Source organism: Kluyvera sp. 142486, from assembly GCF_046569695.1.
In the GTDB taxonomy this organism is placed as follows: Bacteria; Pseudomonadota; Gammaproteobacteria; order Enterobacterales; family Enterobacteriaceae; genus Kluyvera.
Genome location: NZ_JBKHUI010000009.1, coordinates 64,978 through 89,912 on the forward strand (window position 1 = coordinate 64,978; position 24,935 = coordinate 89,912).

General features: G+C 55.2%; 20 protein-coding genes. 7 read left to right on the forward strand and 13 right to left on the reverse strand.

Annotated elements, in window-relative coordinates:
- Positions 1–4: 4 nt before the first annotated feature.
- Positions 5–853, forward strand: a complete 849-nt coding sequence (gene panC, locus ACLGE8_RS11710; RefSeq protein ID WP_410998644.1) for a pantoate--beta-alanine ligase — start codon at positions 5–7, stop codon at positions 851–853.
- Between the two features lie 246 nt (positions 854–1,099).
- The gene (gene panD, locus ACLGE8_RS11715; protein WP_035891933.1) at positions 1,100–1,480 is read left to right on the forward strand and encodes an aspartate 1-decarboxylase; all 381 of its coding nucleotides are present in this window, start codon (positions 1,100–1,102) and stop codon (positions 1,478–1,480) included.
- 32 nt (positions 1,481–1,512) lie between these two features.
- Here the strand turns inward: panD and ACLGE8_RS11720 are convergent, their stop codons facing one another.
- The 4 genes from ACLGE8_RS11720 to ACLGE8_RS11735 all read right to left on the reverse strand — a co-directional run bounded on the left by ACLGE8_RS11720 (position 1,513) and on the right by ACLGE8_RS11735 (position 5,052).
- Positions 1,513–2,742, reverse strand: a complete 1,230-nt coding sequence (locus ACLGE8_RS11720) for a polysaccharide deacetylase family protein (RefSeq protein ID WP_410998646.1) — start codon at positions 2,740–2,742, stop codon at positions 1,513–1,515.
- A gap of 63 nt (positions 2,743–2,805) precedes the next feature.
- Positions 2,806–3,246, reverse strand: coding sequence for a PTS sugar transporter subunit IIA (locus tag ACLGE8_RS11725; RefSeq protein ID WP_410998648.1), 441 nt, complete (start codon positions 3,244–3,246; stop codon positions 2,806–2,808).
- Positions 3,247–3,358: 112 nt separating this feature from the next.
- Entirely contained in the window at positions 3,359–4,129 is a 771-nt protein-coding gene (locus ACLGE8_RS11730) for an ABC transporter permease (RefSeq protein ID WP_035891927.1), read from the reverse strand.
- Complete coding sequence (locus ACLGE8_RS11735) at positions 4,126–5,052, reverse strand: ABC transporter ATP-binding protein (RefSeq protein ID WP_410998650.1); 927 nt, start codon at positions 5,050–5,052, stop codon at positions 4,126–4,128. The genes ACLGE8_RS11730 and ACLGE8_RS11735 overlap by 4 nt, the downstream gene beginning before the upstream one ends.
- A gap of 101 nt (positions 5,053–5,153) precedes the next feature.
- Here ACLGE8_RS11735 and can point away from each other — a divergent pair, with 101 nt between their 5' ends.
- On the forward strand, positions 5,154–5,816 hold the full coding sequence (can, locus tag ACLGE8_RS11740; RefSeq protein ID WP_333499102.1) for a carbonate dehydratase: 663 nt from the start codon (positions 5,154–5,156) through the stop codon (positions 5,814–5,816).
- 93 nt (positions 5,817–5,909) lie between these two features.
- Here the strand turns inward: can and hpt are convergent, their stop codons facing one another.
- Entirely contained in the window at positions 5,910–6,446 is a 537-nt protein-coding gene (gene hpt / locus ACLGE8_RS11745; protein WP_035891924.1) for a hypoxanthine phosphoribosyltransferase, read from the reverse strand.
- Between the two features lie 204 nt (positions 6,447–6,650).
- Here hpt and ACLGE8_RS11750 point away from each other — a divergent pair, with 204 nt between their 5' ends.
- Positions 6,651–9,041, forward strand: coding sequence for a glucose/quinate/shikimate family membrane-bound PQQ-dependent dehydrogenase (locus ACLGE8_RS11750; RefSeq protein WP_410998653.1), 2,391 nt, complete (start codon positions 6,651–6,653; stop codon positions 9,039–9,041).
- A gap of 117 nt (positions 9,042–9,158) precedes the next feature.
- On the opposite strand, the gene ACLGE8_RS11755 is transcribed toward ACLGE8_RS11750, so the two are convergent.
- Together ACLGE8_RS11755 and cueO are read right to left on the reverse strand one after the other, a co-directional pair.
- Positions 9,159–9,683: a hypothetical protein gene (locus tag ACLGE8_RS11755; RefSeq protein WP_410998655.1), complete on the reverse strand. Its 525-nt coding sequence runs from the start codon at positions 9,681–9,683 to the stop codon at positions 9,159–9,161.
- Positions 9,684–9,805: 122 nt separating this feature from the next.
- Positions 9,806–11,371, reverse strand: a complete 1,566-nt coding sequence (cueO, locus tag ACLGE8_RS11760; RefSeq protein ID WP_410998657.1) for a multicopper oxidase CueO — start codon at positions 11,369–11,371, stop codon at positions 9,806–9,808.
- Positions 11,372–11,514: 143 nt separating this feature from the next.
- Between cueO and ACLGE8_RS11765 the strand changes: the two genes are divergently transcribed.
- Positions 11,515–11,862, forward strand: coding sequence for a YacC family pilotin-like protein (locus tag ACLGE8_RS11765; protein ID WP_035891920.1), 348 nt, complete (start codon positions 11,515–11,517; stop codon positions 11,860–11,862).
- 33 nt (positions 11,863–11,895) lie between these two features.
- Here the strand turns inward: ACLGE8_RS11765 and yacL are convergent, their stop codons facing one another.
- Positions 11,896–12,258 (reverse strand): protein YacL, encoded by a 363-nt coding sequence (yacL, locus tag ACLGE8_RS11770; protein WP_410998659.1) that lies wholly within the window; start codon positions 12,256–12,258, stop codon positions 11,896–11,898.
- Positions 12,259–12,473: 215 nt separating this feature from the next.
- The gene (gene acnB, locus ACLGE8_RS11775; protein ID WP_410998661.1) at positions 12,474–15,071 is read right to left on the reverse strand and encodes a bifunctional aconitate hydratase 2/2-methylisocitrate dehydratase; all 2,598 of its coding nucleotides are present in this window, start codon (positions 15,069–15,071) and stop codon (positions 12,474–12,476) included.
- A 466-nt stretch (positions 15,072–15,537) separates the two neighbouring features.
- On the opposite strand from acnB, the gene ACLGE8_RS11780 reads away from it, so the two are divergent.
- Positions 15,538–17,217, forward strand: a complete 1,680-nt coding sequence (locus tag ACLGE8_RS11780) for a DUF3300 domain-containing protein (RefSeq protein ID WP_410998663.1) — start codon at positions 15,538–15,540, stop codon at positions 17,215–17,217.
- 11 nt (positions 17,218–17,228) lie between these two features.
- Positions 17,229–18,035, forward strand: a complete 807-nt coding sequence (locus ACLGE8_RS11785; RefSeq protein ID WP_410998665.1) for a DUF2950 family protein — start codon at positions 17,229–17,231, stop codon at positions 18,033–18,035.
- A gap of 52 nt (positions 18,036–18,087) precedes the next feature.
- Here the strand turns inward: ACLGE8_RS11785 and ACLGE8_RS11790 are convergent, their stop codons facing one another.
- The 4 genes from ACLGE8_RS11790 to aceE form a co-directional block, all read right to left on the reverse strand.
- Positions 18,088–18,372, reverse strand: coding sequence for a hypothetical protein (locus tag ACLGE8_RS11790; protein WP_410998667.1), 285 nt, complete (start codon positions 18,370–18,372; stop codon positions 18,088–18,090).
- A 322-nt stretch (positions 18,373–18,694) separates the two neighbouring features.
- Positions 18,695–20,119, reverse strand: a complete 1,425-nt coding sequence (lpdA, locus tag ACLGE8_RS11795) for a dihydrolipoyl dehydrogenase (protein ID WP_395596472.1) — start codon at positions 20,117–20,119, stop codon at positions 18,695–18,697.
- Between the two features lie 206 nt (positions 20,120–20,325).
- The gene (gene aceF, locus ACLGE8_RS11800; protein ID WP_410998668.1) at positions 20,326–22,224 is read right to left on the reverse strand and encodes a pyruvate dehydrogenase complex dihydrolipoyllysine-residue acetyltransferase; all 1,899 of its coding nucleotides are present in this window, start codon (positions 22,222–22,224) and stop codon (positions 20,326–20,328) included.
- A gap of 14 nt (positions 22,225–22,238) precedes the next feature.
- Positions 22,239–24,902: a pyruvate dehydrogenase (acetyl-transferring), homodimeric type gene (gene aceE, locus ACLGE8_RS11805; RefSeq protein WP_410998670.1), complete on the reverse strand. Its 2,664-nt coding sequence runs from the start codon at positions 24,900–24,902 to the stop codon at positions 22,239–22,241.
- Between the last annotated feature and the right edge of the window lie 33 nt (positions 24,903–24,935).

The following is a 24,935-nucleotide window of genomic DNA, read 5'->3' on the forward strand; positions in this document are numbered from 1 at the left end:
TGCTGTGCTGATTATTGAAACCCTGCCGCTGCTGCGCCAGCATATCCGTCGTCTGCGTCATGAAGGTAAACGCGTTGCGCTGGTTCCCACCATGGGCAACCTGCACGACGGCCATATGACGCTGGTTGAAGAAGCCAAAACCCGTGCGGACGTAGTGGTAGTCAGCATCTTTGTTAACCCGATGCAGTTCGACCGTGTCGAAGACCTGGCGCGCTACCCGCGTACGCTGCAGGAAGACTGCGAGAAGCTGAACAAACGTAAAGTTGATTTCGTCTTTGCGCCGTCGGAAGCGGAAATCTATCCGCAGGGTACCGAAAGCCAGACCTTCGTCGACGTACCGGGCCTCTCGACCATGCTGGAAGGCGCGAGCCGTCCGGGCCACTTCCGCGGCGTATCGACCATCGTCAGCAAGCTCTTCAACCTGATCCAGCCGGATATCGCCTGCTTCGGTGAGAAAGACTTCCAGCAGTTGGCGCTGATCCGCAAGATGGTCGCCGATCTCGGCTACGACATTGAGATCGTCGGCGTGCCGATTATCCGCGCCAAAGATGGCCTGGCACTCAGCTCACGCAACGGTTATCTCACCGCCGAGCAGCGTAAAATCGCGCCGGGTCTGTACAAGGTGATGAGCCGCGTGGCGGAAAAACTGAAAGCCGGTGAGCGTGACCAGGGCGAGATGATTGCTATCGCCGAGCAGGAGCTGAACGAGAAAGGCTTCCGCGCCGATGATATCCAGATTCGCGACGCCGATACCCTGCTCGACCTGACCGACAGCAGCAAACGTGCGGTGATCCTGATGGCAGCATGGCTGGGCCAGGCGCGTCTGATTGATAACCAGAGCGTTGAGCTGTAATTTCCGGAGCCCGCCCCGGCGGGCTACAATCGGGTAGCCCGGACGAGGTGCGTTAGCGCCGACTCCGGGGCGCTATTCTGCAAGACGATACCGTTTGCAGTAGGTTATGCGTGACGATACGCAATTAATCGTAAGCAAGGTTAATCGCATATGGACACCTGGTATAAATCGGGCAATACTGCCTGCGAAATTTCTCAAAGCAGTCGTGAACTGCTTTGTTTCCGTTAAGAATTAAAGGTAGACGCTATGATTCGCACAATGCTGCAGGGCAAACTCCACCGCGTGAAAGTGACGCATGCCGACCTGCACTACGAAGGCTCCTGCGCCATTGATCAGGACTTCCTCGACGCCGCCGGTATTCTGGAAAACGAAGCCATCGATATCTGGAACGTGAACAATGGCAAGCGTTTTTCCACCTACGCTATCGCGGCTGAACGCGGTTCTAAAATCATCTCCGTCAACGGCGCTGCGGCGCACAACGCTGACGTCGGCGACATCGTTATCATCGCAAGCTTCGTGACCATGAGCGATGAAGAAGCGCGTACCTGGCGCCCGAACGTGGCTTACTTCGAAGGCGACAACGAGATGAAACGCACCGCTAAAGCCATCCCGGTTCAGGTTGCGTAATGCTGAGCGCTCCGTCACGGCGGAGCGCTTATTTACCCCTGCGGTTGGTTGCTGATTAACCGCGACATCGTCTCCAGCGAATCCGTCCGCAGAATATACAGACGCTTCAGCAGCATCGGATTATCCCCCGGCTTCACCTTCCCTTTCACCGTCGTCACCGCTAAATGAAAACCGGCATCGCCCGCAGCCTGTATCGCCGTATTGTTATAGCCGCCAAACGGATAGGACAAATAGAGCACGTGCGGATTGAACTGCGACAGCGCTCGCCGGGAATGCTTAAAATCAAACAGGATGTTGTGATAGCTGCGGCTCAGCAGAATCGGCCGACGCTGCGCATCTACCCGGTGCAGGAAGTGGGTGTGTGACTGGAAATCAAAGACGTCTTTAATCCCTTCCAGCTCGGAAATACTCATAAACTGCAGCGACTTCGGCGCCCACTTCTGCGGATGACGCTTAATACGCGAGGTGATAATAAACGCCGTGGCTTTAAAACCGTACTGCTTGAGTATCGGGTAAGCGTAGCGGCTGACCGACTTTAGCCCGTCATCAAAGGTGATCACCACCGCACGCGCGGGCAGATTGGTACGATTATGTACGTAATCCTCAAGCTGATACATGGTCAACGTGGTATAACCCCGATCGCGCAGCCAGGTCATCTGGTTGCTAAAGGCACGCACCGAGGTAGTGGTAGAGGTATGACGAAAACGGGTGTTCTCTTCATCGCGCAGAATGTGATGATAGGTGATGACCGGAATGCCGTTATCCACTTGAGCGTCCAGCGCGCTGATATAGGCCAGACGTTCACCGATACGGACCTGATACCAGGTCTGATTGAGCCGATCTTTCAGCTTGTTGATAACCGGATAGCGCAGGTTCTCCGCCAGCGTACCGAACGGCGCGCTGCCGATGTCCGGCGCGTTATAGACCGGCGTATCTTTCCAGGTGACCAGGTTCTGATTGCTCAGCGGCTTGTTTAAATCTCCCAGCCCATCCTCAACGCGCTGCTTCCCCTGTACCGGCTCAAGATGCCCCTTATCGATAAAGCCCTTACCGAAGCCGAAGCTAAAGGTGTAGTAATCTTCCACGTCCGGCTCAATGGCAATGATTTGCCCGGCGCGAAGATTGCCGACGGTCATGGTTTTATTGCCGATACGCGCCCAGATAGTGGCGTCTTCCGTCGTCTGCATATAGCGGGTGGGCAACGCGGCAGCGACGCTACCGGTGAGGAAAAGCAGGAAGACAAAAATCGTACGAATAGCCATGAGCAGTAACCGAAGCGGGAAACGACTTTACTATTGTAACAAAAGCTACATCAATACCAATGTTTAAGACTCATACAGGTCGTGTAGCAGAACAAACGGCGGGTTTTTCTGCTGCTGATGCCACAGGCTGGTCACTCCGGGCGAACCCAGCGTCACAATGCGCTCGCGAAAATCGCTGCTGCTGAGGGAATCCCGCAGAGGAATCATTTGCTCGATTAATGAATAGTGGATACCCGCGATCACTTCGCAGCCGCTGTGCTTATGGCTCATCAGCGCCGCCACGCGATAAGGGGCAGCCCCGGCGTTATCGGTCAGAAAGATAACCCCGTCGCCGGAATCAGTCTGATGCAGCGCGTCGCACATCATGCGGCTGAGCATATTTGAACTCTGGCCTCGCCAGTAATTGACTGCCCGGCACTGCGGCAGCGGCCCATATTTTTTTTCCAGACGATCCAGCAGTTCCTGTGCTTTGTCGTCATGGCAGGAAATGACCCAACCTAACATCGCTTACCTCCTTAGCAGGCAAGCAGTTTAGCCGAGCAATCAATAAATAGGGGTGATGACTGTCAAAGAACGGTTCCCGGCAGATTTTTACCTGCCGGGAAATGCAGCACGGTTAGCTGCGCAGGCCGCGACCGCGCTGGATGAGATACCAGCACAGCAGGTAAAACGCCGCGATGAACACCACCAGCACGCCAAACGTCGTGACCAGCGGCACATCGTTAATGCCGAGGAAGCCATAGCGGAAGCCGCTAATCATGTAGACGATCGGGTTCAGGTGCGACAGTCCCTGCCAGAACGGCGGCAGCAGCGTCAGCGAATAGAACACCCCGCCGAGGTAGGTCAGCGGCGTCAGCACGAAGGTTGGGATCAGGCTGATGTCATCGAAGGTCTTGGCGAAAACCGCATTAAGCAGGCCAGCAAGCGAGAACAGCACCGCGGTCAGGATCAGCGTCAGCGCCACGAACACCCACGAGTGAACCTGGAACGGCACGAAGAACAGCGAAATCGCCGTGACCAGAATACCGACGCACAGGCCGCGCGCCACACCGCCGCCGACAAACCCGGCGATGATGACGTGCGTTGGCACCGGTGCCACCAGCAGCTCTTCAATGTTGCGCTGGAATTTGGCGCTAAAGAACGACGAAGCCACGTTGGCATAGGCGTTAGTGATTACCGCCATCATGATCAGGCCCGGCACGATAAACTGCATGTAGGTAAAGCCGTGCATTTCACCAATGCGGGAGCCGATTAGGTTGCCGAAAATAATAAAGTACAGCGTCATGGTGATGACGGGCGGCACCAGCGTTTGGATCCAGATACGCATAAAGCGGTGGATCTCTTTCGCCCAAATGCTTTTCAGCGCAACCCAGTAAAGCTGCATCATGCGCGATCTCCTTGTTTTTCATGAACCAGCGATACAAACAGCTCTTCAAGGCGGTTCGCTTTGTTACGCATACTCAGTACCTGGATGCCCTGCGCGCTCAACTGCGTAAAGACGCTGTTAATCCCCTGCTCGCGCAGCACTTCCACTTCCAGCGTCGAGGTATCCACCAGCGTGTGCTTGTAACCTTCGAGCTTCGGCAGTGGGCTTTTCGGCGCCAGGTCGAGAATAAAGGTTTCTGACTTCAGCTTAGAGAGCAGCTCTTTCATTGAGGTGTTCTCTACCAGTTCACCACGCTGGATAATGCCGATATTGCGGCACAGCATTTCTGCCTCTTCCAGATAGTGAGTAGTCAGAATGATGGTGGTGCCTTTGTCGTTGAGATCCTTGAGGAAGCCCCACATGGAGCGACGCAGCTCAATATCCACGCCTGCGGTCGGTTCATCGAGGATCAGCAGCTTTGGCTCATGCATCAGCGCGCGGGCAATCATCAGGCGACGCTTCATCCCGCCAGAGAGCATCCGCGCACGTTCATTGCGCTTTTCCCAAAGATCAAGCTGCTTCAGGTACTTTTCGCTGCGGATGACCGCTTCTTTATGCTCAACGCCATAGTAGCCCGCCTGGTTCACCACGATTTGCTGCACGGTTTCAAAGGGGTTGAAGTTGAACTCCTGCGGCACCAGCCCGAGCTGACGTTTGGCGTTGACCACATCTTTTTGCAGGTCATAACCAAATACGCTCACGCGCCCGGAGGTTTTGTTCACCAGCGAACTGATAATCCCGATGGTCGTCGATTTACCCGCGCCATTCGGCCCCAGAAGCGCGTAGAAATCACCGGCTTCGACTTGCAGATCGATCCCACGCAGCGCCTGTACGCCACCGGGATAGGTCTTTGTCAGTTGCTCTAATTCCAGTGCAATGGTCATAGATTTTCGCTTACCTTACATTCTGATACTTGATATTTGGTTTTAATAAATCAGGAGTTGCCCTATATTAACCCAACGAAAATTACTGGGTTACCGCTTCCATGAACGACATAGATACACTCATCAGCAACAATGCACTATGGTCAAAGATGCTGATAGAAGAGGATCCCGGGTTTTTTGAGAAACTGTCGCAAGCGCAAAAACCGCGCTTTTTATGGATTGGATGTTCTGACAGCCGCGTCCCCGCCGAACGTCTGACCGGGCTTGAGCCTGGCGAACTGTTCGTTCACCGCAACGTCGCAAACCTGGTTATCCACACCGATCTCAACTGCCTTTCCGTGGTGCAGTATGCCGTTGATGTGCTGGAAGTTGAACACATTATTATCTGCGGCCACTACGGCTGCGGTGGCGTACAGGCGGCGGTGGAAAACCCGGAGCTGGGGTTAATCGACAACTGGCTGCTGCACATCCGCGATATCTGGTTCAAACATAGTTCATTACTGGGCGAGATGCCGCCGGAACGCCGTATGGATACGCTATGCGAGCTGAACGTGATGGAGCAGGTCTATAACCTGGGCCACTCAACGATTATGCAGTCGGCATGGAAACGTGGGCAAAAGGTGATGATTCACGGTTGGGCGTACGGTATTCACGACGGCCTGCTGCGCGATCTTGATGTGACTGCTGTCAGCCGCGAAACCCTCGAGCAGCGTTACCGCCACGGGATTTCCAACCTCAAGTTAAAGCATATCAATCATAAATAGCGCAGAAATTGCCGGGTGGCGGCTAACGCCTTACCCGGCCTACAAACCTGCGCCGTAGGCCTGATAAGCAAAGCGCCATCAGGCACCCACGCATTACTCGTCTAACAGCACCACTTTGCCAACATACGGCAGATGGCGATAGCGCTGAGCATAGTCAATACCGTAACCCACCACGAATTCGTCCGGGATGGAGAAGCCGACAAACTCAACCGGCACTTCAACTTCGCGACGGGTTGGTTTATCCAGCAGCGTACAAATTGCCAGCGACTTTGGCTCACGCAGGCTCAGAATCTCACGCACTTTCGACAGCGTATTGCCGGAGTCGATAATGTCTTCGACGATCAGCACGTCTTTACCGCGAATATCTTCGTCGAGATCTTTGAGGATTTTCACGTCGCGGGTGGTGGACATACCGCTGCCATAGCTGGATGCCGTCATAAAATCGACTTCGTGCGGAACCTGTACTTCACGGCACAGGTCAGCCATGAACATGAACGAGCCGCGCAGCAGACCGACTAACACCATTTCGCTACCGCTGTCTTTATAACGTTCGTTAATCAGACGACCCAGTTCAGCGATACGCGCCTTGATCTCCGCTTCCGGGATCATCACTTCAACAGTATGTTTCATTTAACTAACCACATGATTTTAAATGTAAATCACTCAACCCGTTAACCCAGAGCCGCGAGGTTGATCAGCAAGCGTGAAAGTATACCAGCAAAACGATTGACGCGGCTAATTCGATAATAAAGCTCAATTTGTGATTTCGATCACACTTGTTAAATCCTATAATGAAATGAAAGCAATAATTAACAAACTAACGGACACTTTTCTATGGCTGAAACAAATCATCAACGTCCTGGACTGCTCGGGAGGCTAACCGCCCTCTTCGCGGCGTTCTGCGGCTTGTATTTACTGATTGGCGGCGTATGGCTGGTCGCGATTGGGGGTTCCTGGTATTACCCTATCGCGGGCCTGGTGATGCTGGGCATTACGGCACAACTCTGGCGCGCTAAGCGTTCAGCGCTGTGGCTTTACGCCGTGCTGCTGCTGGCAACCATGGTATGGGGCGTGTGGGAAGTCGGCTTCGACTTCTGGGCGCTCACGCCGCGTAGCGACGTACTGGTCATCTTCGGCGTCTGGCTGATTTTGCCGTTTGTCTGGCGTCGCCTGGTGGTGCCATCAAGCGGAGCCGTGGCAGCGCTGGTTGTCGCGCTGATTATCAGCGCCGGTATCCTTACCTGGGCTGGTTTTAATGACCCGCAGGAAGTGAACGGTACGCTGAGCGCAGACGCCACACCGGCGGAGCCCATCTCTCAGGTCGCAGACCAGGACTGGCCAGCCTATGGGCGCAACCAGGAAGGCCAGCGCTTCTCGCCGCTCAAGCAGATTAACGCCGACAACGTACATAACCTGAAGGAAGCCTGGGTGTTCCGTACCGGTGACCTGAAGCAACCAAACGATCCGGGTGAAATCACTAACGAAGTCACGCCGATAAAGATTGGCAATATGCTCTACCTCTGCACCGCCCACCAGCGCGTGTTTGCTCTGGACGCGGCAACCGGTAAAGAGAAATGGCACTTTGACCCGCAGCTTGGCACCGACCCTAGCTTCCAGCATGTGACCTGCCGTGGCGTCTCTTACCATGAAGCGACCGCCGCAAACGCGTCCCCTGACGTGGTTGCCGACTGCCCTCGCCGCATTATCCTGCCGGTGAATGATGGCCGTATCTTCGCCCTCAACGCCGACACCGGTAAGCTGTGCGAGAGCTTTGCCAACAAAGGCATTCTCAACCTGCAAACCGACATGCCGGTCACCACACCGGGCATGTACGAACCAACTTCACCGCCGATTATCACCGATAAAGTCATCGTGATTGCCGGTGCGGTCACCGATAACTTCTCTACCCGCGAGCCGTCCGGCGTGATTCGCGGCTTTGACGTTAACAGCGGTAAGTTGCTGTGGGCCTTTGACCCGGGTGCGAAAGATCCAAACGCTATCCCGCCAGCAGGTTCACACTATACCTTCAACTCGCCAAACTCCTGGGCGCCAGCGGCCTATGACGCGAAGCTGGATCTCGTCTATCTCCCGATGGGCGTGACTACGCCGGATATCTGGGGTGGCAACCGTACGCCAGAGCAGGAACGCTACGCGAGCTCAATTGTGGCGCTGAATGCCACCACCGGTAAGCTTGTCTGGAGCTACCAGACCGTTCACCACGATCTGTGGGATATGGATATGCCGTCCCAGCCGACGCTGGCAGATATCAGCGTCGACGGTAAGACGGTGCCGGTTATCTACGCTCCGGCGAAGACCGGTAATATCTTCGTGCTCGACCGCCGTAACGGCGAGCTGGTTGTGCCGGCACCGGAAAAACCGGTTCCTCAGGGTGCAGCCAAAGGCGACTACGTCACCAAAACCCAGCCGTTCTCCGATCTGAGCTTCCGTCCGAAGAAAGATCTGACCGGTGCGGACATGTGGGGTGCCACCATGTTCGACCAACTGGTGTGCCGTGTGATGTTCCACAAACTGCGCTATGAAGGCATCTTCACCCCGCCGTCCGAACAGGGCACGCTGGTATTCCCGGGTAACCTGGGGATGTTCGAATGGGGTGGTATCTCCGTTGACCCTAACCGCCAGGTGGCGATTGCTAACCCAATGGCGCTGCCGTTCGTGTCGAAGCTGATTCCACGCGGTCCAGGCAACCCGATGGAGCCACCGAAAGACGCGAAGTCCAGCGGTACCGAGTCCGGTATTCAGCCACAGTACGGCGTGCCGTTTGGCGTGACGCTGAACGCATTCCTGTCACCGTTTGGTCTGCCATGCAAACAGCCAGCCTGGGGTTATATCTCGGCGCTGGATCTGAAAACCAACGAAGTGGTGTGGAAAAAACGTCTGGGTACGCCACAGGATAGCCTGCCGTTCCCAATGCCGGTTCCGCTGCCGTTCAATATGGGTATGCCGATGTTGGGTGGCCCAATCTCAACCGCTGGTAACGTGCTGTTTATCGCGGCAACCGCCGATAACTACCTGCGCGCATACAACATGAGCAACGGTGAGAAACTGTGGCAAGGTCGTCTGCCAGCAGGCGGCCAGGCGACACCGATGACCTATGAGGTGAATGGCAAGCAGTACGTGGTCATTTCCGCAGGCGGTCACGGGTCATTTGGGACGAAGATGGGGGATTATATCGTCGCCTATGCGTTACCTGACGACGCGAAGTAAGTATTAGCGCCTTATCTGGCCTACGGAAATGTAGGCCGGATAAGGCGTTTACGCCGCCATCCGGCCATGTGCGCCGGATTGCCTGATGGCGCTACGCTTATCAGGCCTACATTTCCATCACTTATCAAACTTAATCGACAGCAGCGAAGCCCTGGCCACATCCTTATACTGCCCTTCCAAATCTTTTGTCATGTTAAACGCAGCCTGCACGGCTTTATCTTTTTCTGACGCCACCAGCAGCATATTCAGAATGTCAGTATCCGGCGCCTGAGAGCGGAAGGTAATCAACCACGCCTTATGCCCATCCACCGTCACGGCTTCTGCCTTCGGCTTGAAGTTTTTCAGCATGTTCAGCGTCGCATCCTTTGCCACATCGAGCTTGTCTGCGGGCAGCGCATGACGCCCATTGCTGATGCCTAAGGACGCTTTACCACGTTCATCACCATAGATAACCTGCGGGCGGTTTTCAGAAGGGTATTTAATTTTCGCCATGTCGTCTGACATTGGCGTGAGGGTCTGCGGGATCTCAATGCTCAGCTTTAATTGAGGAATGTCTTTCCGTTCCATCTTCATGTCAGCGTGCGCCGACACCGCCACCAGCATGACAAAAGAGGCTGCCAGAACCTTACCAAAGATAGCCATTCTTACCTCGTGATTAATAGTTAACCACAGGAGTATAGCGAGAAGTTGGCCGAATGATATGGCTGAAATCTGTATCTGCCACAGAGGGTTACCGGATAGCGGGGCCGCTATCCGGTGGCAGGTTAAACGGTAAAGCCAAGCATCATGCCGGTATCTTCATGTTCCAGCAGGTGGCAGTGCGCCATATAGGCCTGCTCTTTCGGCGCGCTATGGTCAAACTTCACCAGCACTTCGCTGACGCCGCCTTCAACACGAACCGTGTCCTTCCAGCCTGCACGGTGCACCGCCGGTGGCTGGCCGTTCTCACGCAGGATGCGGAACTGGGTGCCGTGAATGTGGAACGGATGCAGCATCATGTCGCCTTCGCCGGAAATCACCCAACGTTCATATTGCCCTTTGGCAGCAGCAAACATCGGCACGTTCATATCGAACGCTTTGCCGTTGATGCGGTTAGCGTTGTGGAAATCAAAGCCGCCATCGCCGTGGTGCATATTACCCATTTCGCCATGATCCATATTCATGCCGCCGTGGCCCATCATGCTGCCGTGATCCATGCCGCCCATCGCCTGATTGCCATACTTCTGCATCAGCGCCTGCATGCCCATCATGTCAAGCATCGGGTCCATCGACAGCTGTAGCTTACGTTCGGTCAACCCGTCGAGCGACGGTAGCGCAGGCATTGCTACGAGTGTATCCGGCAGCGTTGCTGACCCCGGAATGCCGATTGGCTGAACGTGCAGCACCGGCACCGCTTTATCGAACGGAGCGACGGCCATGCCCATCTGCGTCACCGGGAGGGTCAGGATATCGAACGGTTTGCCGTCGCGGGCATCCACCAGCACTTCAAAACGTTCGCCCATCAGCATCGGCAGTTCATTGACTTCCACCGGCTCGGCCAGCAGCCCGCCGTCGCTGGCAACGACATACATCGGGCGTTTATCGCTGGTCGCGATGGTCAGCGAACGGGCGTTACAGCCGTTCAACAGACGCAGACGCAGCCAGCCTCTTGGCGGCGTATGCTGCGGATAAGTGACGCCGTTGGTCAGTAGTGTATCGCCAAACCAGCCCACCGCCGCGCTCATCACATCCAGCTGGTAGTCAATCTCGCCGGCAGCGGTAAATCTTTTGTCCTGCATAATCACCGGCACATCGTCGATGCCCCATTGTTTAGGCAGCATCAGCTTCTGGCTATCTTCATCTTCGATAAGCACAAGGCCTGCCAGCCCCATCGCTACCTGGCGACCGGTTTTGCCATGCTGGTGCGGATGGAACCAGCAGGTCGCCGCACGCTGGGTTGGCGTAAACGTCACGGTCCGGCTGCCGCCCGGTTGGATAACCCCCTGCGGGCCGCCGTCAACCTCACCCGGTACTTCCAGGCCGTGCCAGTGCACAGTAGTCGCTTCCGGCAGGGCGTTGTTAATTTTCACCGTAATGGGTTTGCCCTGCTGCAGCTGAATAGCCGGCCCCAACAGGCTGCCGTTGTAGCCCCAGGTTGTCGCCGTTTTTCCAGCAAATTGCGACCTTCCGGCCTGAACGGTCAGCAAGATCTGATTATTGGCGTCGGCGGCAAGCAACGGAGGAATGGGAAGCATGGTGCGTTCAGCGGCGAATACCGCACGGCTCCACAGAGGCAAGGCGCTGGCAACGCCGATAGCGGCGCTGAGTTTGATAAAATCACGACGATGCATCGTTACATCCTTTTCGGCTTCTGGTGATTAATTGAGCTTAAACCCTACCCCTGCGGGAAGGTCAAGCAGAAAGCTTTAAGAAAGCCTCCCGCCGCTTCTGGAAGTATGTTAACGTTGAATATCGACGATGTAAGGTAGAAGAAATGAAGACGTTTTTCCGAACGGTACTGCTTGGATCGCTGCTGGCGATGTCCAGTTCGAGTTATGCTTTAAGCGAGTCTGAAGCAGAAGATATGGCCGATCTCACGGCGGTATTTGTCTTCCTGAAAAACGACTGTGGTTACCAGAATCTGCCGAACACACAAATTCGTCGCGCATTGGTCTTTTTTGCCCAGCAAAATCAGTGGGATCTCAGCAACTACGACACCTTTAACATGAAGGCGCTGGGTGAAGACAGCTACCGCGATCTCAGCGGCATCGGCATTCCTACTTCGAAGAAGTGCAAAGCGCTAGCTCGCGACTCGTTGAGCCTGCTGGCCTACGTCAAATAATGCGCGTCGCGGAGCCCACAGGCTCCGCATCCGTTAGCGCTGCTTTAAAAACTCACGATAGGCGGCAACGACCTGCAAAAAGTCTTCAACGCCGCACAGTGACAAGCTCTCTTCATCGTAGTAGCTCATCCCCTCTTCCATCTCATCGCCGGAAATCTCCAGCTGATTGGCGCGAACCATCACTTCTTCGCCGTCCAGCCACAGGGTGTATTCATGCCCCGCGCGCTGCCATGAGCGTTCGCTGCCTTTGACGGTACGTGCAGCCTGTTCGACTTCGTCCAGGAGCGAGAGGTTGTCTTTGACCTCTTCATTAAACCAGTGACCGACCACTTCGTGGCCCATCGACATACGTACTTTTACCCCTCCGGTAACGTCACGCAGAAATTCATAATCCATAATCTGTTCCTCTACAAAGGCAATGCGTCACCGCTGCATTGTACCTATAGGTAATTATCGCAGTCCCAAGGAATAAAAAAAGCGTAGCGGCGGGAGGAATAGAAAATAAAAAAGGCGAGAGTTCAAACTCTCGCCTTTTCTCGTAGCCCGGCCAAGCGTAGCGCCGCCGGGGAGTTCCCGGAGTCGGCGCTATGCACCTCGTCCGGGCTACGTCCTTATACTGCGGTCTGGAAGATCACGCCGTCGGCTTTCTCGGTGTACTGAGAGAGCTGGTCGAAGTTCAGGTAACGGTAGGTATCCACCGCCGTCTTATCAACCTGAGCCACGAAGGTCTGGTACTCTTCCGGGGTTGGCAGCTTACCAATCAGCGCGGAAACCGCCGCCAGCTCTGCGGAAGCCAGGAAGACATTAGCGCCGGTACCCAAACGGTTCGGGAAGTTACGGGTTGAGGTCGAAACGACCGTCGCACCGTCCGCTACACGCGCCTGGTTACCCATGCACAGGGAGCAGCCAGGGATCTCGATGCGCGCACCGCTCTTACCGAACACGCTGTAGTAACCTTCTTCAGTCAGCTGAGCCGCGTCCATACGGGTTGGCGGAGCCACCCACAGGCGGGTCGGCAGCTGGCCTTTATGGTTATCCAGCAGCTTACCGGCAGCACGGAAGTGGCCGATGTTGGTCATGCAGGAACCGATAAACACTTCGTCGATCTTCTCGCCCTGAACGTCAGACAGCAGACGCGCGTCGTCCGGATCGTTTGGCGCACACAGGATTGGCTCTTTAATGTCAGCGAGATCGATGTCGATCACCGCCGCGTATTCTGCGTCAGCATCAGCTTCCAGCAGCTGCGGGTCCGCCAGCCATTTTTCCATGCCCTGTACACGACGTTCCAGGGTACGACGGTCGCCGTAGCCTTCCGCAATCATCCACTTCAGCAGCACAATGTTGGAGGTCAGGTACTCAACGATTGGCTCTTTGTTCAGCTTGATGGTACAGCCCGCAGCGGAACGCTCTGCGGAGGCATCGGTCAGCTCGAACGCCTGCTCAACCTTCAGATCCGGCAGACCTTCGATTTCCAGGATGCGGCCAGAGAAGATGTTTTTCTTACCTTTCTTCTCAACGGTCAGCAGGCCCTGGCGAATCGCGTACAGCGGAATCGCATGAACCAGGTCGCGCAGGGTGATACCCGGCTGCATTTTGCCTTTGAAGCGGACCAGTACGGATTCTGGCATATCCAGCGGCATCACGCCGGTCGCTGCGGCAAACGCCACCAGACCAGAACCCGCCGGGAAGGAGATACCGATTGGGAAACGGGTATGGGAGTCACCGCCGGTACCCACGGTATCTGGCAGCAGCATACGGTTCAGCCAGGAGTGGATAACGCCGTCGCCCGGACGCAGGGAGACGCCGCCACGGTTCATGATGAAGTCTGGCAGCGTGTGGTGCGTGGTCACGTCAACCGGCTTAGGATATGCGGCCGTGTGACAGAAGGACTGCATCACCAGGTCAGAAGAGAAGCCCAGGCACGCCAGGTCTTTCAGTTCATCACGGGTCATTGGGCCAGTGGTATCCTGAGAACCTACGGAGGTCATCTTCGGCTCGCAGTACGCGCCCGGACGAATCCCTTTCACGCCACAGGCGCGGCCGACCATTTTCTGTGCCAGAGAGAAACCGCGGCTGCTTTCCGCCACGTCTTTTGCCTGACGGAATACGTCGCTGTGCGGCAGACCCAGCGCTTCACGCGCTTTAGTGGTCAGGCCACGGCCGATAATCAGCGGGATACGGCCACCGGCACGCACTTCGTCGATCAGCACGTCGGTTTTCAGCTCGAAGGTCGCCAGCAGTTCGCCGGTTTCGTGGTTACGCACTTCGCCTTTGAACGGATAAACGTCAATCACGTCGCCCATGTTCAGGTTAGAAACATCGACTTCAATTGGCAGCGCGCCCGCATCTTCCATGGTGTTGAAGAAGATAGGTGCAATTTTGCCGCCGAGGCACAGGCCGCCGCCGCGTTTGTTTGGCACATGAGGGATATCGTCACCCATGAACCACAGTACGGAGTTGGTCGCCGATTTACGGGAAGAGCCGGTACCCACAACGTCGCCCACGTAGGCCAGCGGGAAACCTTTCTGCTGCAGGGCTTCGATCTGTTTGATCGGGCCAACGGAGCCAGGCTGATCCGGGTCAATGCCTTCACGGGCGTTTTTCAGCATCGCCAGAGCGTGCAGAGGGATATCCGGGCGAGACCAGGCATCCGGCGCCGGAGACAGGTCATCGGTGTTAGTTTCACCGGTCACTTTGAAGACGGTAACGGTGATTTTTTCTGCCAGCGCAGGGCGGTTCAGGAACCATTCAGCATCAGCCCAGGACTGAACAACCTGCTTCGCGTAGGCGTTGCCCGCTTTGGCTTTCTCTTCTACGTCGTAGAAGTTATCAAACATCAGCAGAGTATGGGACAGCGCTTTGGCAGCAATCGGGGCCAGTTTCGCATCGTCCAGCGCATCGATCAGCGGATGGATGTTGTAACCACCCTGCATGGTGCCTAACAGTTCGATGGCTTTTTCTGGAGTAACCAGTGGGGAGGTGGCTTCGCCTTTTGCGACAGCAGCGAGGAAACCCGCTTTAACGTAGGCGGCTTCATCAACGCCCGGCGGCACACGGTTGGTTAACAGGTCTAACAGGAATTCTTCTTCGCCAGCAGGCGGGTTCTTCAGCAGCTCAACCAGCGCGGCCATTTGGGTAGCATCTAAGGGTTTTGCAACAATCCCTTCGGCGGCACGCTCAGCTACGTGCTCACGGTATTCTTTTAGCACGACGGTATCTCCTCGCTCTCATTGTCATATGCGGTCGGCGATCTCTTCACGCTCCTGTGAGACAGCAGTTTGTAGGGTAAAAGCCCGGTACCGCGAGGCCAGCATAGCAGGATTTCAGAGGGGTGTTAATCTGTTTACAAAAAAGCAACATTAAATATTTGCTGAATCGTTAATGTTGATATAACAGATTAAAAAAAGCCTTTTTACGATGAAAAAAAACCATCGAATGGCCGGGGTATTAAACATTTTGTTATGAAAGCATGACATCTAAGAGGACAATAAACGGGCAATCATCACACCGCCAGTAGACCGTTTTTCCCTCCCCTAGGCTGTGTAAACTCTTGTCAGATTTTCCTAGCAACCGCAGAAATCCCTGCTTTAATCAAAAAATAAACAATAGCCTCATTATACTCGCGGCATATCCGACTCCTCTGTTACGGACTGTGTAGTTCCCTGGAGAACCACCATGACTTTGCCCTTTAAACCCCACTATATTGCGCTTATCTGCAGCGCCGGGTTGCTCGCTGCGGCCGGTACGCTGTACGTCAAAAGCCGGGAGCCCGTCACTCCTGACGCACCTCCTGCAGTCACCGCGACGGTACCTGAAGCCGCTCCAGCCCCGGTCACCTACACCACCGCGCAAATCACGCAGTGGGTAGCGCCTATCGCACTCTACCCAGACCCGCTGCTGTCGCAGGTGCTGATGGCTTCAACCTATCCGGATAACGTGACGCAGGCGGTGCAGTGGTCGAAAGATCACCCCGGCCAGCAGGGCGATGCAGCGGTGAAAGCCGTGGCGAATCAGCCGTGGGATGCCAGCGTGAAATCGCTGGTCGCCTTCCCGCAGTTGACGGGCATGATGGGGGAAGATCCACAGTGGGTGACTAACCTCGGCAACGCGTTTCTGGCGCAACCGCAGGACGTGATGGACGCCGTGCAGAAACTGCGCCAGCTCGCCCAGCAGACCAGTTCGCTGAAGTCGACGCCGCAGCAGACGGTCACCACCACTAAACGCGTGACCTCATCTACCTCGAACTCGACGCATACCGCCAGCAGTGCGCCAACGGTTATCAAGATTGAGCCGAGCAACCCGCAGGTGGTCTACGTGCCGAACTACAACCCAACGGTGGTGTACGGCAGCAGTTGGCCTTATACCTCCGCGCCGCCGGTCTATCTGCCGCCGCCTCCAGGGGAACAGTTTGCCGACAGCTTTGTACGCGGCTTCGGCTATAGCCTTGGCGTAGCAACCACCTATGCGATTTTCAGCAATATCGATTGGGATGATGACGACCATCATCATCACGACGATGATCATCATGACGATCACTATGACGATCATGGTGGTCATCCACCGGGCTATCAGCATAATGGCGATAACATCAACATTAACGTGAATAACTTCAACAAGATAAGCGGACAGAATATCAGCGGTCAGACGATGGGATGGCAGCATAACCCGGCGTATCGTGGCAACACGCCGTACCCGAACAACAGCGTGGCTCAGCAGTTCCACCAGACCAACGTCGCCGGGGGACTGAGCGCCACGCACCAGACGCCGGGCGTCGTTGCTCCGCATCAAACCGAAGCGATTGGCGGGTTGAGTGCAACTCAACACGCGCAACCTAACCGCGACAGCCAGCGTCAGGCGGCAATGTCGCAACTGCAGCAACGTACGCATACCGGTCGCGGCAACGCCAGCCCTGCCGGGATGGGTTCGCGTGATGCCCAGCGTAACGCGGCAACACAGCAGTGGAATCAGGCGGCGCAGCGCAATAACTTCCGCGGCTATGACGCGCCGGCAAACCGTACTCAGGCGCACCCGGTACAGCAACGCGAACGCGCGGCGGCGACTCAGCATACCCAGCAGCGTCCGCAGCTCAACGCGACTCAGCGTCAAAATCTGCCAACGCACGAGCGCTTGAACGGCCAGGCGCCGCATCTGAATGCCGGAATGATGGGCCAGAACAGCGCGCTGCGCGCCAACGGCGGCGGTCTGCATAACACGGCGCTCAGCGGTAACGAAAGCCGCGCGCCGTCATGGCAGGCGCAGCAGTCTCGCGGGTTGCAGAGCCGCCATGCCTCCGGGCTCGGCGGCGAGCAGCACAGCGGTGGCCCTGCCGGGCACCATGAGTTCCGTCGACGCTAAAGGATAACGTGATGAAAAAGCAGATACAGATAGCGCTGCTGGCGCTGGCAATGTCACCACTGATGGCGCTGGCGCAGCAAACCTTCTCCACACCAGACCAGGCTGCTAGCGCGCTGGTTAATGCGGTGACCCAGAAAGATGATGCCGAGTTGGATAAACTGCTGGGCGATAACTGGCAGCAGTTCCTGCCGCCGAACGGCGTCGACCAGGATGCCGTTGACCGCTTCCTGCGCGACTGGCAGGTCAGTCACCGCATCGTCACCCAGGCCAATACCGCCTGGTTGGACGTTGGCAACGACGGCTGGCGACTGCCGATTCCGATGGAGAAAAGCGCCAAAGGCTGGGAATTTAACATGGCCGCCGGGAAGGATGAGATCCTGACCCGCGCGATTGGGCGTAACGAACTGTCGGCCATTCAGGCGATGCATGCTTACGTCGATGCTCAGCAGGACTACTACCAGTTGAACCATGCATGGGCGCAGAAAATCATCAGCAGCGAAGGTAAAAAAGATGGCCTCTACTGGCCTGCGGCCCCAGGCGAAGCGCCAAGCCCATTAGGGCCAAACTTCAGCCCCAATGCGCCGGGAGAAGGCTATCACGGCTACCGCTTCCGCATTCTGCCGGAAGGCGATAAAGGCGACGTTGCCCTACTGGCCTGGCCGGTTGAGTGGGGGCAGACCGGCGTAATGAGCTTTATGATCGACCAAAACGATCGCGTCTATGAAGCGAATCTGGGCGCTGAGTCTGAACAAAAAACGCAGGCGATTGCCCACTTTGATCCCGATGCCAGCGCGGGCTGGCAGGCGGTCGCAGAGTAAAAAAATGCCCGGCGGCGTCTACACGCTGCCGGGCACTCTTCACACCGTTAATTTACCCCTGATGCGGCATCAGTTCCGGGTGGCCCTGCACCAATGGTTTGCTGCTGGTCAACGCGGCTTCATCAGCGCTGATGCTACCGGAGTTATCGGCCCACACCCCTTCCTGCGTCTTCGTAACCTGCTGATGTTGCCCATTCAGATCCTGTCCCATCGCAGCAATATGCGTGCTTTCCGTTCCGCCGCTGTTATCGGCCCACGGAATTGTCGCATCGCTCGCAAAAGCCATACCGGAAACCAGCGTCGCAGCTAAGGCTGCTGTCGTCAGAAACATTTTCATCGTCTTACACCCTATTTTGTTAGCCTGCTATCAGTTTACGCCGTGACTATTATTCAAATTGCGGCAAGCTATAACAGAACATTTCGAGACAAATGGGGAATAAGAGAATGAAGGTGCCGAAAACATAGCAATAGCGTCGGAAAACTGTAACCCGCTTCGCAAACTTTGCTACGGTTTGACATAACTCGTTGACAGAAAGCATAAAAAAAGCGGCCGTTAAGCCGCTTTTTTCTAGGGTAGCCCGGACGAGGTGTTAGCCGACTCCGGGAAGACCGTGCGTTCCCCGGCGTCGCTATGCTCGGCCAGGCTACGGGTCAGAAGATTACTTCTTCTTCGCTTTGGCGTTTGGCAGGTCGGTAATGCTACCTTCAAAGATTTCTGCTGCCAGGCCAACAGACTCGTGCAGAGTCGGGTGAGCGTGGATGGTCAGCGCGATATCTTCAGCATCACAACCCATTTCGATAGCCAGACCGATTTCACCCAGCAGCTCGCCGCCGTTGGTGCCGACAATCGCACCACCGATAACACGGTGAGATTCTTTGTCGAAGATCAGTTTGGTCATACCGTCTGCGCAGTCGGAAGCGATAGCACGGCCAGAAGCAGCCCACGGGAAGGTGGCGGTTTCGTAGCTGATGCCTTTCTCTTTCGCTTCTTTCTCGGTCAGACCAACCCAGGCAACTTCCGGATCGGTATACGCGATGGATGGAATCACTTTCGGATCGAAGTAGTGTTTCTGGCCTGCGATAACTTCTGCAGCAACGTGACCTTCGTGAACACCTTTGTGCGCCAGCATTGGCTGACCGACGATATCGCCGATAGCAAAGATGTGTGGCACGTTGGTGCGCAGCTGTTTGTCGACGTGGATGAAGCCACGGTCGTCAACTTCTACGCCAGCTTTGCCCGCGTCGAGGTTTTTACCGTTTGGCACACGACCGATAGCCACCAGCACGGCGTCATAACGCTGTGCTTCTGCAGGGGCTTTTTTGCCTTCCATGGAAACATAGATACCGTCTTCTTTTGCTTCAACGGCGGTCACTTTGGTTTCCAGCATCAGGTTGAATTTCTTGCTGATACGTTTGGTGAAGACTTTAACGATGTCTTTGTCTGCAGCCGGGATAACCTGGTCGAACATTTCAACCACGTCAATCTCTGAACCCAGCGCATGGTATACGGTACCCATTTCCAGACCGATGATACCACCGCCCATAACCAGCAGGCGTTTTGGCACTTCTTTCAGTTCCAGGGCATCTGTGGAGTCCCAAACGCGTGGATCTTCATGCGGAATGAATGGCAGTTCGATCGGACGGGAACCCGCCGCGATGATAGCGTTGTCGAAGTTGATAACGGTTTTGCCGTTCTCGCCTTCCACTTCCAGGGTGTTTGCCCCGGTGAATTTACCCAGACCGTTTACCACTTTCACTTTACGGCCTTTGGCCATACCAGCCAGACCACCGGTCAGTTGAGTGATAACTTTCTCTTTCCAGGTACGAATTTTGTCGATATCGGTTTTCGGCTCGCCGAAGACGATACCGTGTTCAGCCAGCGATTTGGCTTCTTCGATAACTTTTGCAACGTGCAGCAGTGCTTTAGAAGGGATACAGCCAACGTTCAGACAAACACCACCGAGGGTGCTGTAACGTTCTACGATTACGGTTTCCAGACCTAAATCAGCGCAACGGAATGCAGCAGAGTAGCCCGCAGGACCTGCCCCAAGTACCACGACCTGAGTTTTAATTTCAGTACTCATCATGACCTCTATCATTTATATCCGGCGGTCTGACGTTATAGTTATTACGCCCATCATCCACCGGGACGTTCTATCCGCGTGTATTTTACAAAATTGTTAACAATTTTTAAACAACAAACGGCAAACGATTTTGTCCTTTGTTGCTGATAACCCCAAATCACCCTGAGGTTACCAGAAAAAAGCCGGCCGTCAGGCCGGCTTTTTTATTACATCACCAGACGGCGAATGTCGGACAGCATGTTGTTGATGATGGTGATAAAGCGCGCACCATCAGCACCATCGATCACGCGGTGGTCGAAGGAAAGAGAAATTGGCATCATCAGACGCGGCATAAACTCTTTACCGTTCCACACTGGCTCCATAGAGGACTTGGAGACACCGAGGATCGCCACTTCCGGCGCGTTAACAATCGGCGCGAAGTGGGTGGTACCCAGGCCGCCGATGCTGGAGATGGTGAAGCAACCGCCCTGCATTTCGCCAGCAGTCAGCTTACCGTCACGCGCTTTCTTAGAGATCACAGTCAGTTCACGGGACAGCTCGGTAATGCTCTTCTTGTTCACGTCTTTGAAGACTGGAACAACCAGACCATTTGGCGTATCAACCGCAACACCGATGTTGATGTATTTCTTCAGGGTCAGGCGCTGACCATCTTCAGACAGAGAGCTGTTGAAGCGCGGCATCTGTTCCAGAGCGGCAGCAACGGCTTTCATGATGAAGACCACTGGGGTGAATTTCACGTCCAGTTTACGTTTTTCAGCTTCGGCGTTCTGCTGTTTACGGAACGCTTCCAGATCGGTGATATCGGTCTTATCGAAGTGAGTAACGTGCGGGATCATCACCCAGTTACGGCTCAGGTTAGCACCAGAGATTTTCTGGATACGGCCCAGTTCCACTTCTTCGATTTCACCAAACTTGCTGAAGTCGACTTTCGGCCAAGGCAGCATGCCTGGGATACCGCCGCCAGCCGCTGCTGCAGTCGGAGCCGCTTCAGCGCGTTTAACGGCTTCTTTCACGTAAGCCTGAACGTCTTCGCGCAGGATACGGCCTTTACGACCCGTACCTTTCACTTTCGCCAGGTTCACACCAAACTCGCGCGCCAGGCGACGAATCAGTGGGGTTGCGTGAACGTAAGCATCGTTCTCAGCGAACTCGGTTTTACCTTCAGCCTTCGCAGCCGGTGCCGCAGCTGGTTTAGCAGCCTGAGCCGGTGCAGCAGCAGGGGCTGGAGCCGCAGCAGCTGCTGGAGCGGCAGCGGGTGCTGCGCCTTCCACTTCGAAGACCATAATCAGGGAGCCGGTAGACACTTTGTCGCCGGTGCTGATTTTGATTTCTTTCACGGTACCCGCGAACGGAGCCGGAACTTCCATAGAGGCTTTGTCGCCTTCTACGGTGATCAGTGACTGCTCAGCGGCAACTTTGTCGCCCACTTTCACCATCACTTCGGTCACTTCAACTTCGTCACCGCCGATATCCGGAACGTGAACGTCTTTCGCGCCCGCTGCTGCTGCCGGAGCCGCCGCAGCTGGAGCTGCAGCCTCTGCCGGAGCGGCTGCTGGAGCTGCGCCCGCCACTTCGAAGACCATGATCAGGGAGCCGGTAGACACTTTGTCGCCGGTGTTCACTTTGATCTCTTTCACGGTGCCCGCGAACGGTGCAGGAACTTCCATAGAGGCTTTATCGCCTTCTACGGTGATCAGAGACTGCTCAGCGGTTACGGTGTCGCCCACTTTGACCAGAATCTCAGTGACTTCAACTTCGTCACCGCCGATATCTGGAACGTGTACGTCTTTTGCCGCTGCAGCAGCAGGTGCTGCCGCCGGAGCTGCTTCTTTCTTCTCTTCTGCCTTAGCAGGTGCAGCAGCTGCTGCACCGTCGGCGGAATCGAAAATCATGATCAGTTTGCCGGTCTCAGTTTTGTCGCCAACAGAGACTTTGATCTCTTTAACGATACCAGCCTGAGGAGACGGAACTTCCATAGAGGCTTTGTCGCCTTCTACGGTGATCAGCGACTGTTCAGCTTCAACTTTGTCGCCTACTTTGACCAGGATCTCGGTGATTTCAACTTCATCAGCCCCGATGTCCGGTACATTGATTTCGATAGCCATTGTTCTTTTACCTCTTACGCCAGACGCGGGTTAACTTTTTCTGCATCGATGTTGAATTTGGTAATTGCTTCCGCAACCACTTTCTTATCGATTTCGCCACGTTTAGCCAGTTCGCCCAGTGCCGCTACTACCACGTAGGAAGCATCAACTTCGAAGTGGTGACGCAGGTTTTCACGGCTGTCAGAGCGGCCAAAGCCGTCGGTACCCAGTACGCGGTAATCATCAGCCGGTACATAAGTACGAACCTGCTCAGCAAACAGTTTCATATAGTCGGTAGATGCTACAGCTGGCGCGTCGTTCATCACCTGAGCGATGTAAGGAACGCGTGGAGTTTCCATTGGGTGCAGCATGTTCCAACGCTCGCAGTCCTGGCCATCACGTGCCAGTTCGGTGAAGGAAGTTACGCTGTACACATCGGAGCCAACGCCGTAGTCGTTCGCCAGGATCTGCGCTGCTTCACGTACGTGACGCAGGATAGAACCGGAGCCCAGCAGCTGAACTTTACCTTTGCTACCTTCGATGGTTTCGAGTTTGTAGATACCTTTACGGATACCTTCCTCGGCACCTGCTGGCATTGCCGGCATGTGGTAGTTTTCGTTCAGCGTGGTGATGTAGTAGTAAACGTTCTCTTGTTTCTCACCGTACATGCGCTCCAGACCATCGTGCATGATGACCGCAACTTCGTACGCGTAAGATGGATCGTAAGAGATACAGTTCGGGATGGTCAGAGACTGAATATGGCTGTGACCATCTTCGTGCTGCAGACCTTCGCCGTTCAGCGTCGTACGACCGGAAGTACCACCTACCAGGAAGCCGCGAGCCTGCTGGTCGCCAGCCTGCCAGCACAGGTCACCGATACGCTGGAACCCGAACATGGAGTAGTAGATGTAGAACGGAATCATCGGCAGGTTGTTGGTGCTATAAGAGGTCGCAGCCGCCAGCCAGGATGCGCCAGCACCCAGTTCGTTGATACCTTCCTGCAGAATCTGGCCTTTCTCGTCTTCTTTGTAGTAAGCAACCTGCTCACGGTCCTGCGGGGTGTACTGCTGGCCGTTCGGGCTGTAGATACCAATCTGACGGAACAGACCTTCCATACCAAAGGTACGCGCTTCATCGGCGATGATCGGCACGAGGCGGTCTTTGATGGATTTGTTCTTCAGCATCACGTTCAGAGCACGTACGAACGCGATAGTGGTAGAGATCTCTTTGTTCTGCTCTTCCAGCAGCGGGCCGAAATCTTCCAGGGTCGGCAGCTCAAGCTTCTCATCGAAGTTAGGCTGACGGCTTGGCAGGTAGCCGTGCAGTTTTTCGCGCTGGGCGTGCAGATAGGTGTGTTCTTCAGAACCTTCCGGGAAGGTAATGTAAGACAGTTTTTCAACCTGCTCGTCGGTAACAGGAACGTTGAAACGGTCGCGGATATAGCGCACGCCGTCCATGTTCATTTTCTTCACCTGGTGAGCGATGTTTTTACCTTCAGCGGTGTCACCCATGCCGTAACCTTTAATGGTATGGGCGAGGATTACGGTTGCTTTGCCTTTGGTTTCCTGCGCTTTTTTCAGTGCAGCGAAGACTTTCTTCGGATCGTGACCACCACGGTTCAGGGCCCAGATCTGCTCGTCAGTCCAGTCGGCAACCAGCGCTGCGGTTTCTGGATATTTACCGAAGAAGTGCTCACGTACGTAAGCGCCGTCTTTGGATTTGAAGGTCTGGTAGTCGCCGTCAACGGTTTCGTTCATCAGCTGGATCAGTTTACCGCTGGTGTCTTTACGCAGCAGCTCATCCCAACGACCGCCCCAGATTACCTTGATAACGTTCCAGCCAGCACCTGCGAAGATACCTTCCAGTTCGTTAATGATCTTGCCATTACCGGTAACCGGGCCATCAAGGCGCTGCAGGTTACAGTTGATAACGAAGACCAGGTTGTCCAGTTTTTCACGGGTCGCGATGGTGATAGCGCCCTTAGATTCTGGCTCATCCATCTCGCCGTCGCCCAGGAAGGCATAAACGGTTTGTTTGGAGGTGTCTTTCAGACCACGGTGTTCCAGATATTTCAGGAATTTAGCCTGATAGATAGCACCGATTGGACCCAGACCCATAGATACGGTCGGGAACTGCCAGAAGGTTGGCATCAGTTTCGGGTGCGGGTAAGAAGACAGGCCTTTACCGTGAACTTCCTGACGGAAGTTGTTCATCTGCTCTTCGGTCAGACGACCTTCCAGGAACGCACGTGCGTAGACGCCCGGAGAGATGTGACCCTGGAAGTAAACCAGGTCGCCGCCATCCTGCTCGTTGCGCGCACGGAAGAAGTGGTTGAAGCACACTTCGTAGAAGGTCGCGGAAGACTGGAAGGAAGCCATGTGGCCGCCCAGCTCGAGGTCTTTTTTAGACGCACGCAGCACGGTCATAATGGCGTTCCAGCGGATAGCAGAACGAATACGACGCTCCAGCTCCAGATTGCCCGGGTATTCCGGTTCATCTTCAACGGCAATAGTGTTGACGTAACCGCTAGCACCTGCACCCGCAGCTATCTGAACGCCGCCTTTACGGGCTTCAGAAAGCAGTTGGTCGATAAGATACTGAGCGCGCTCAACACCTTCTTCACGGATGACCGATTCGATCGCCTGTTGCCAGTCGCGAGTTTCGATCGGATCCACGTCATTGAGTAAACGTTCTGACATGGGTTATTCCTTATCTATCTAGTACGTTGATTT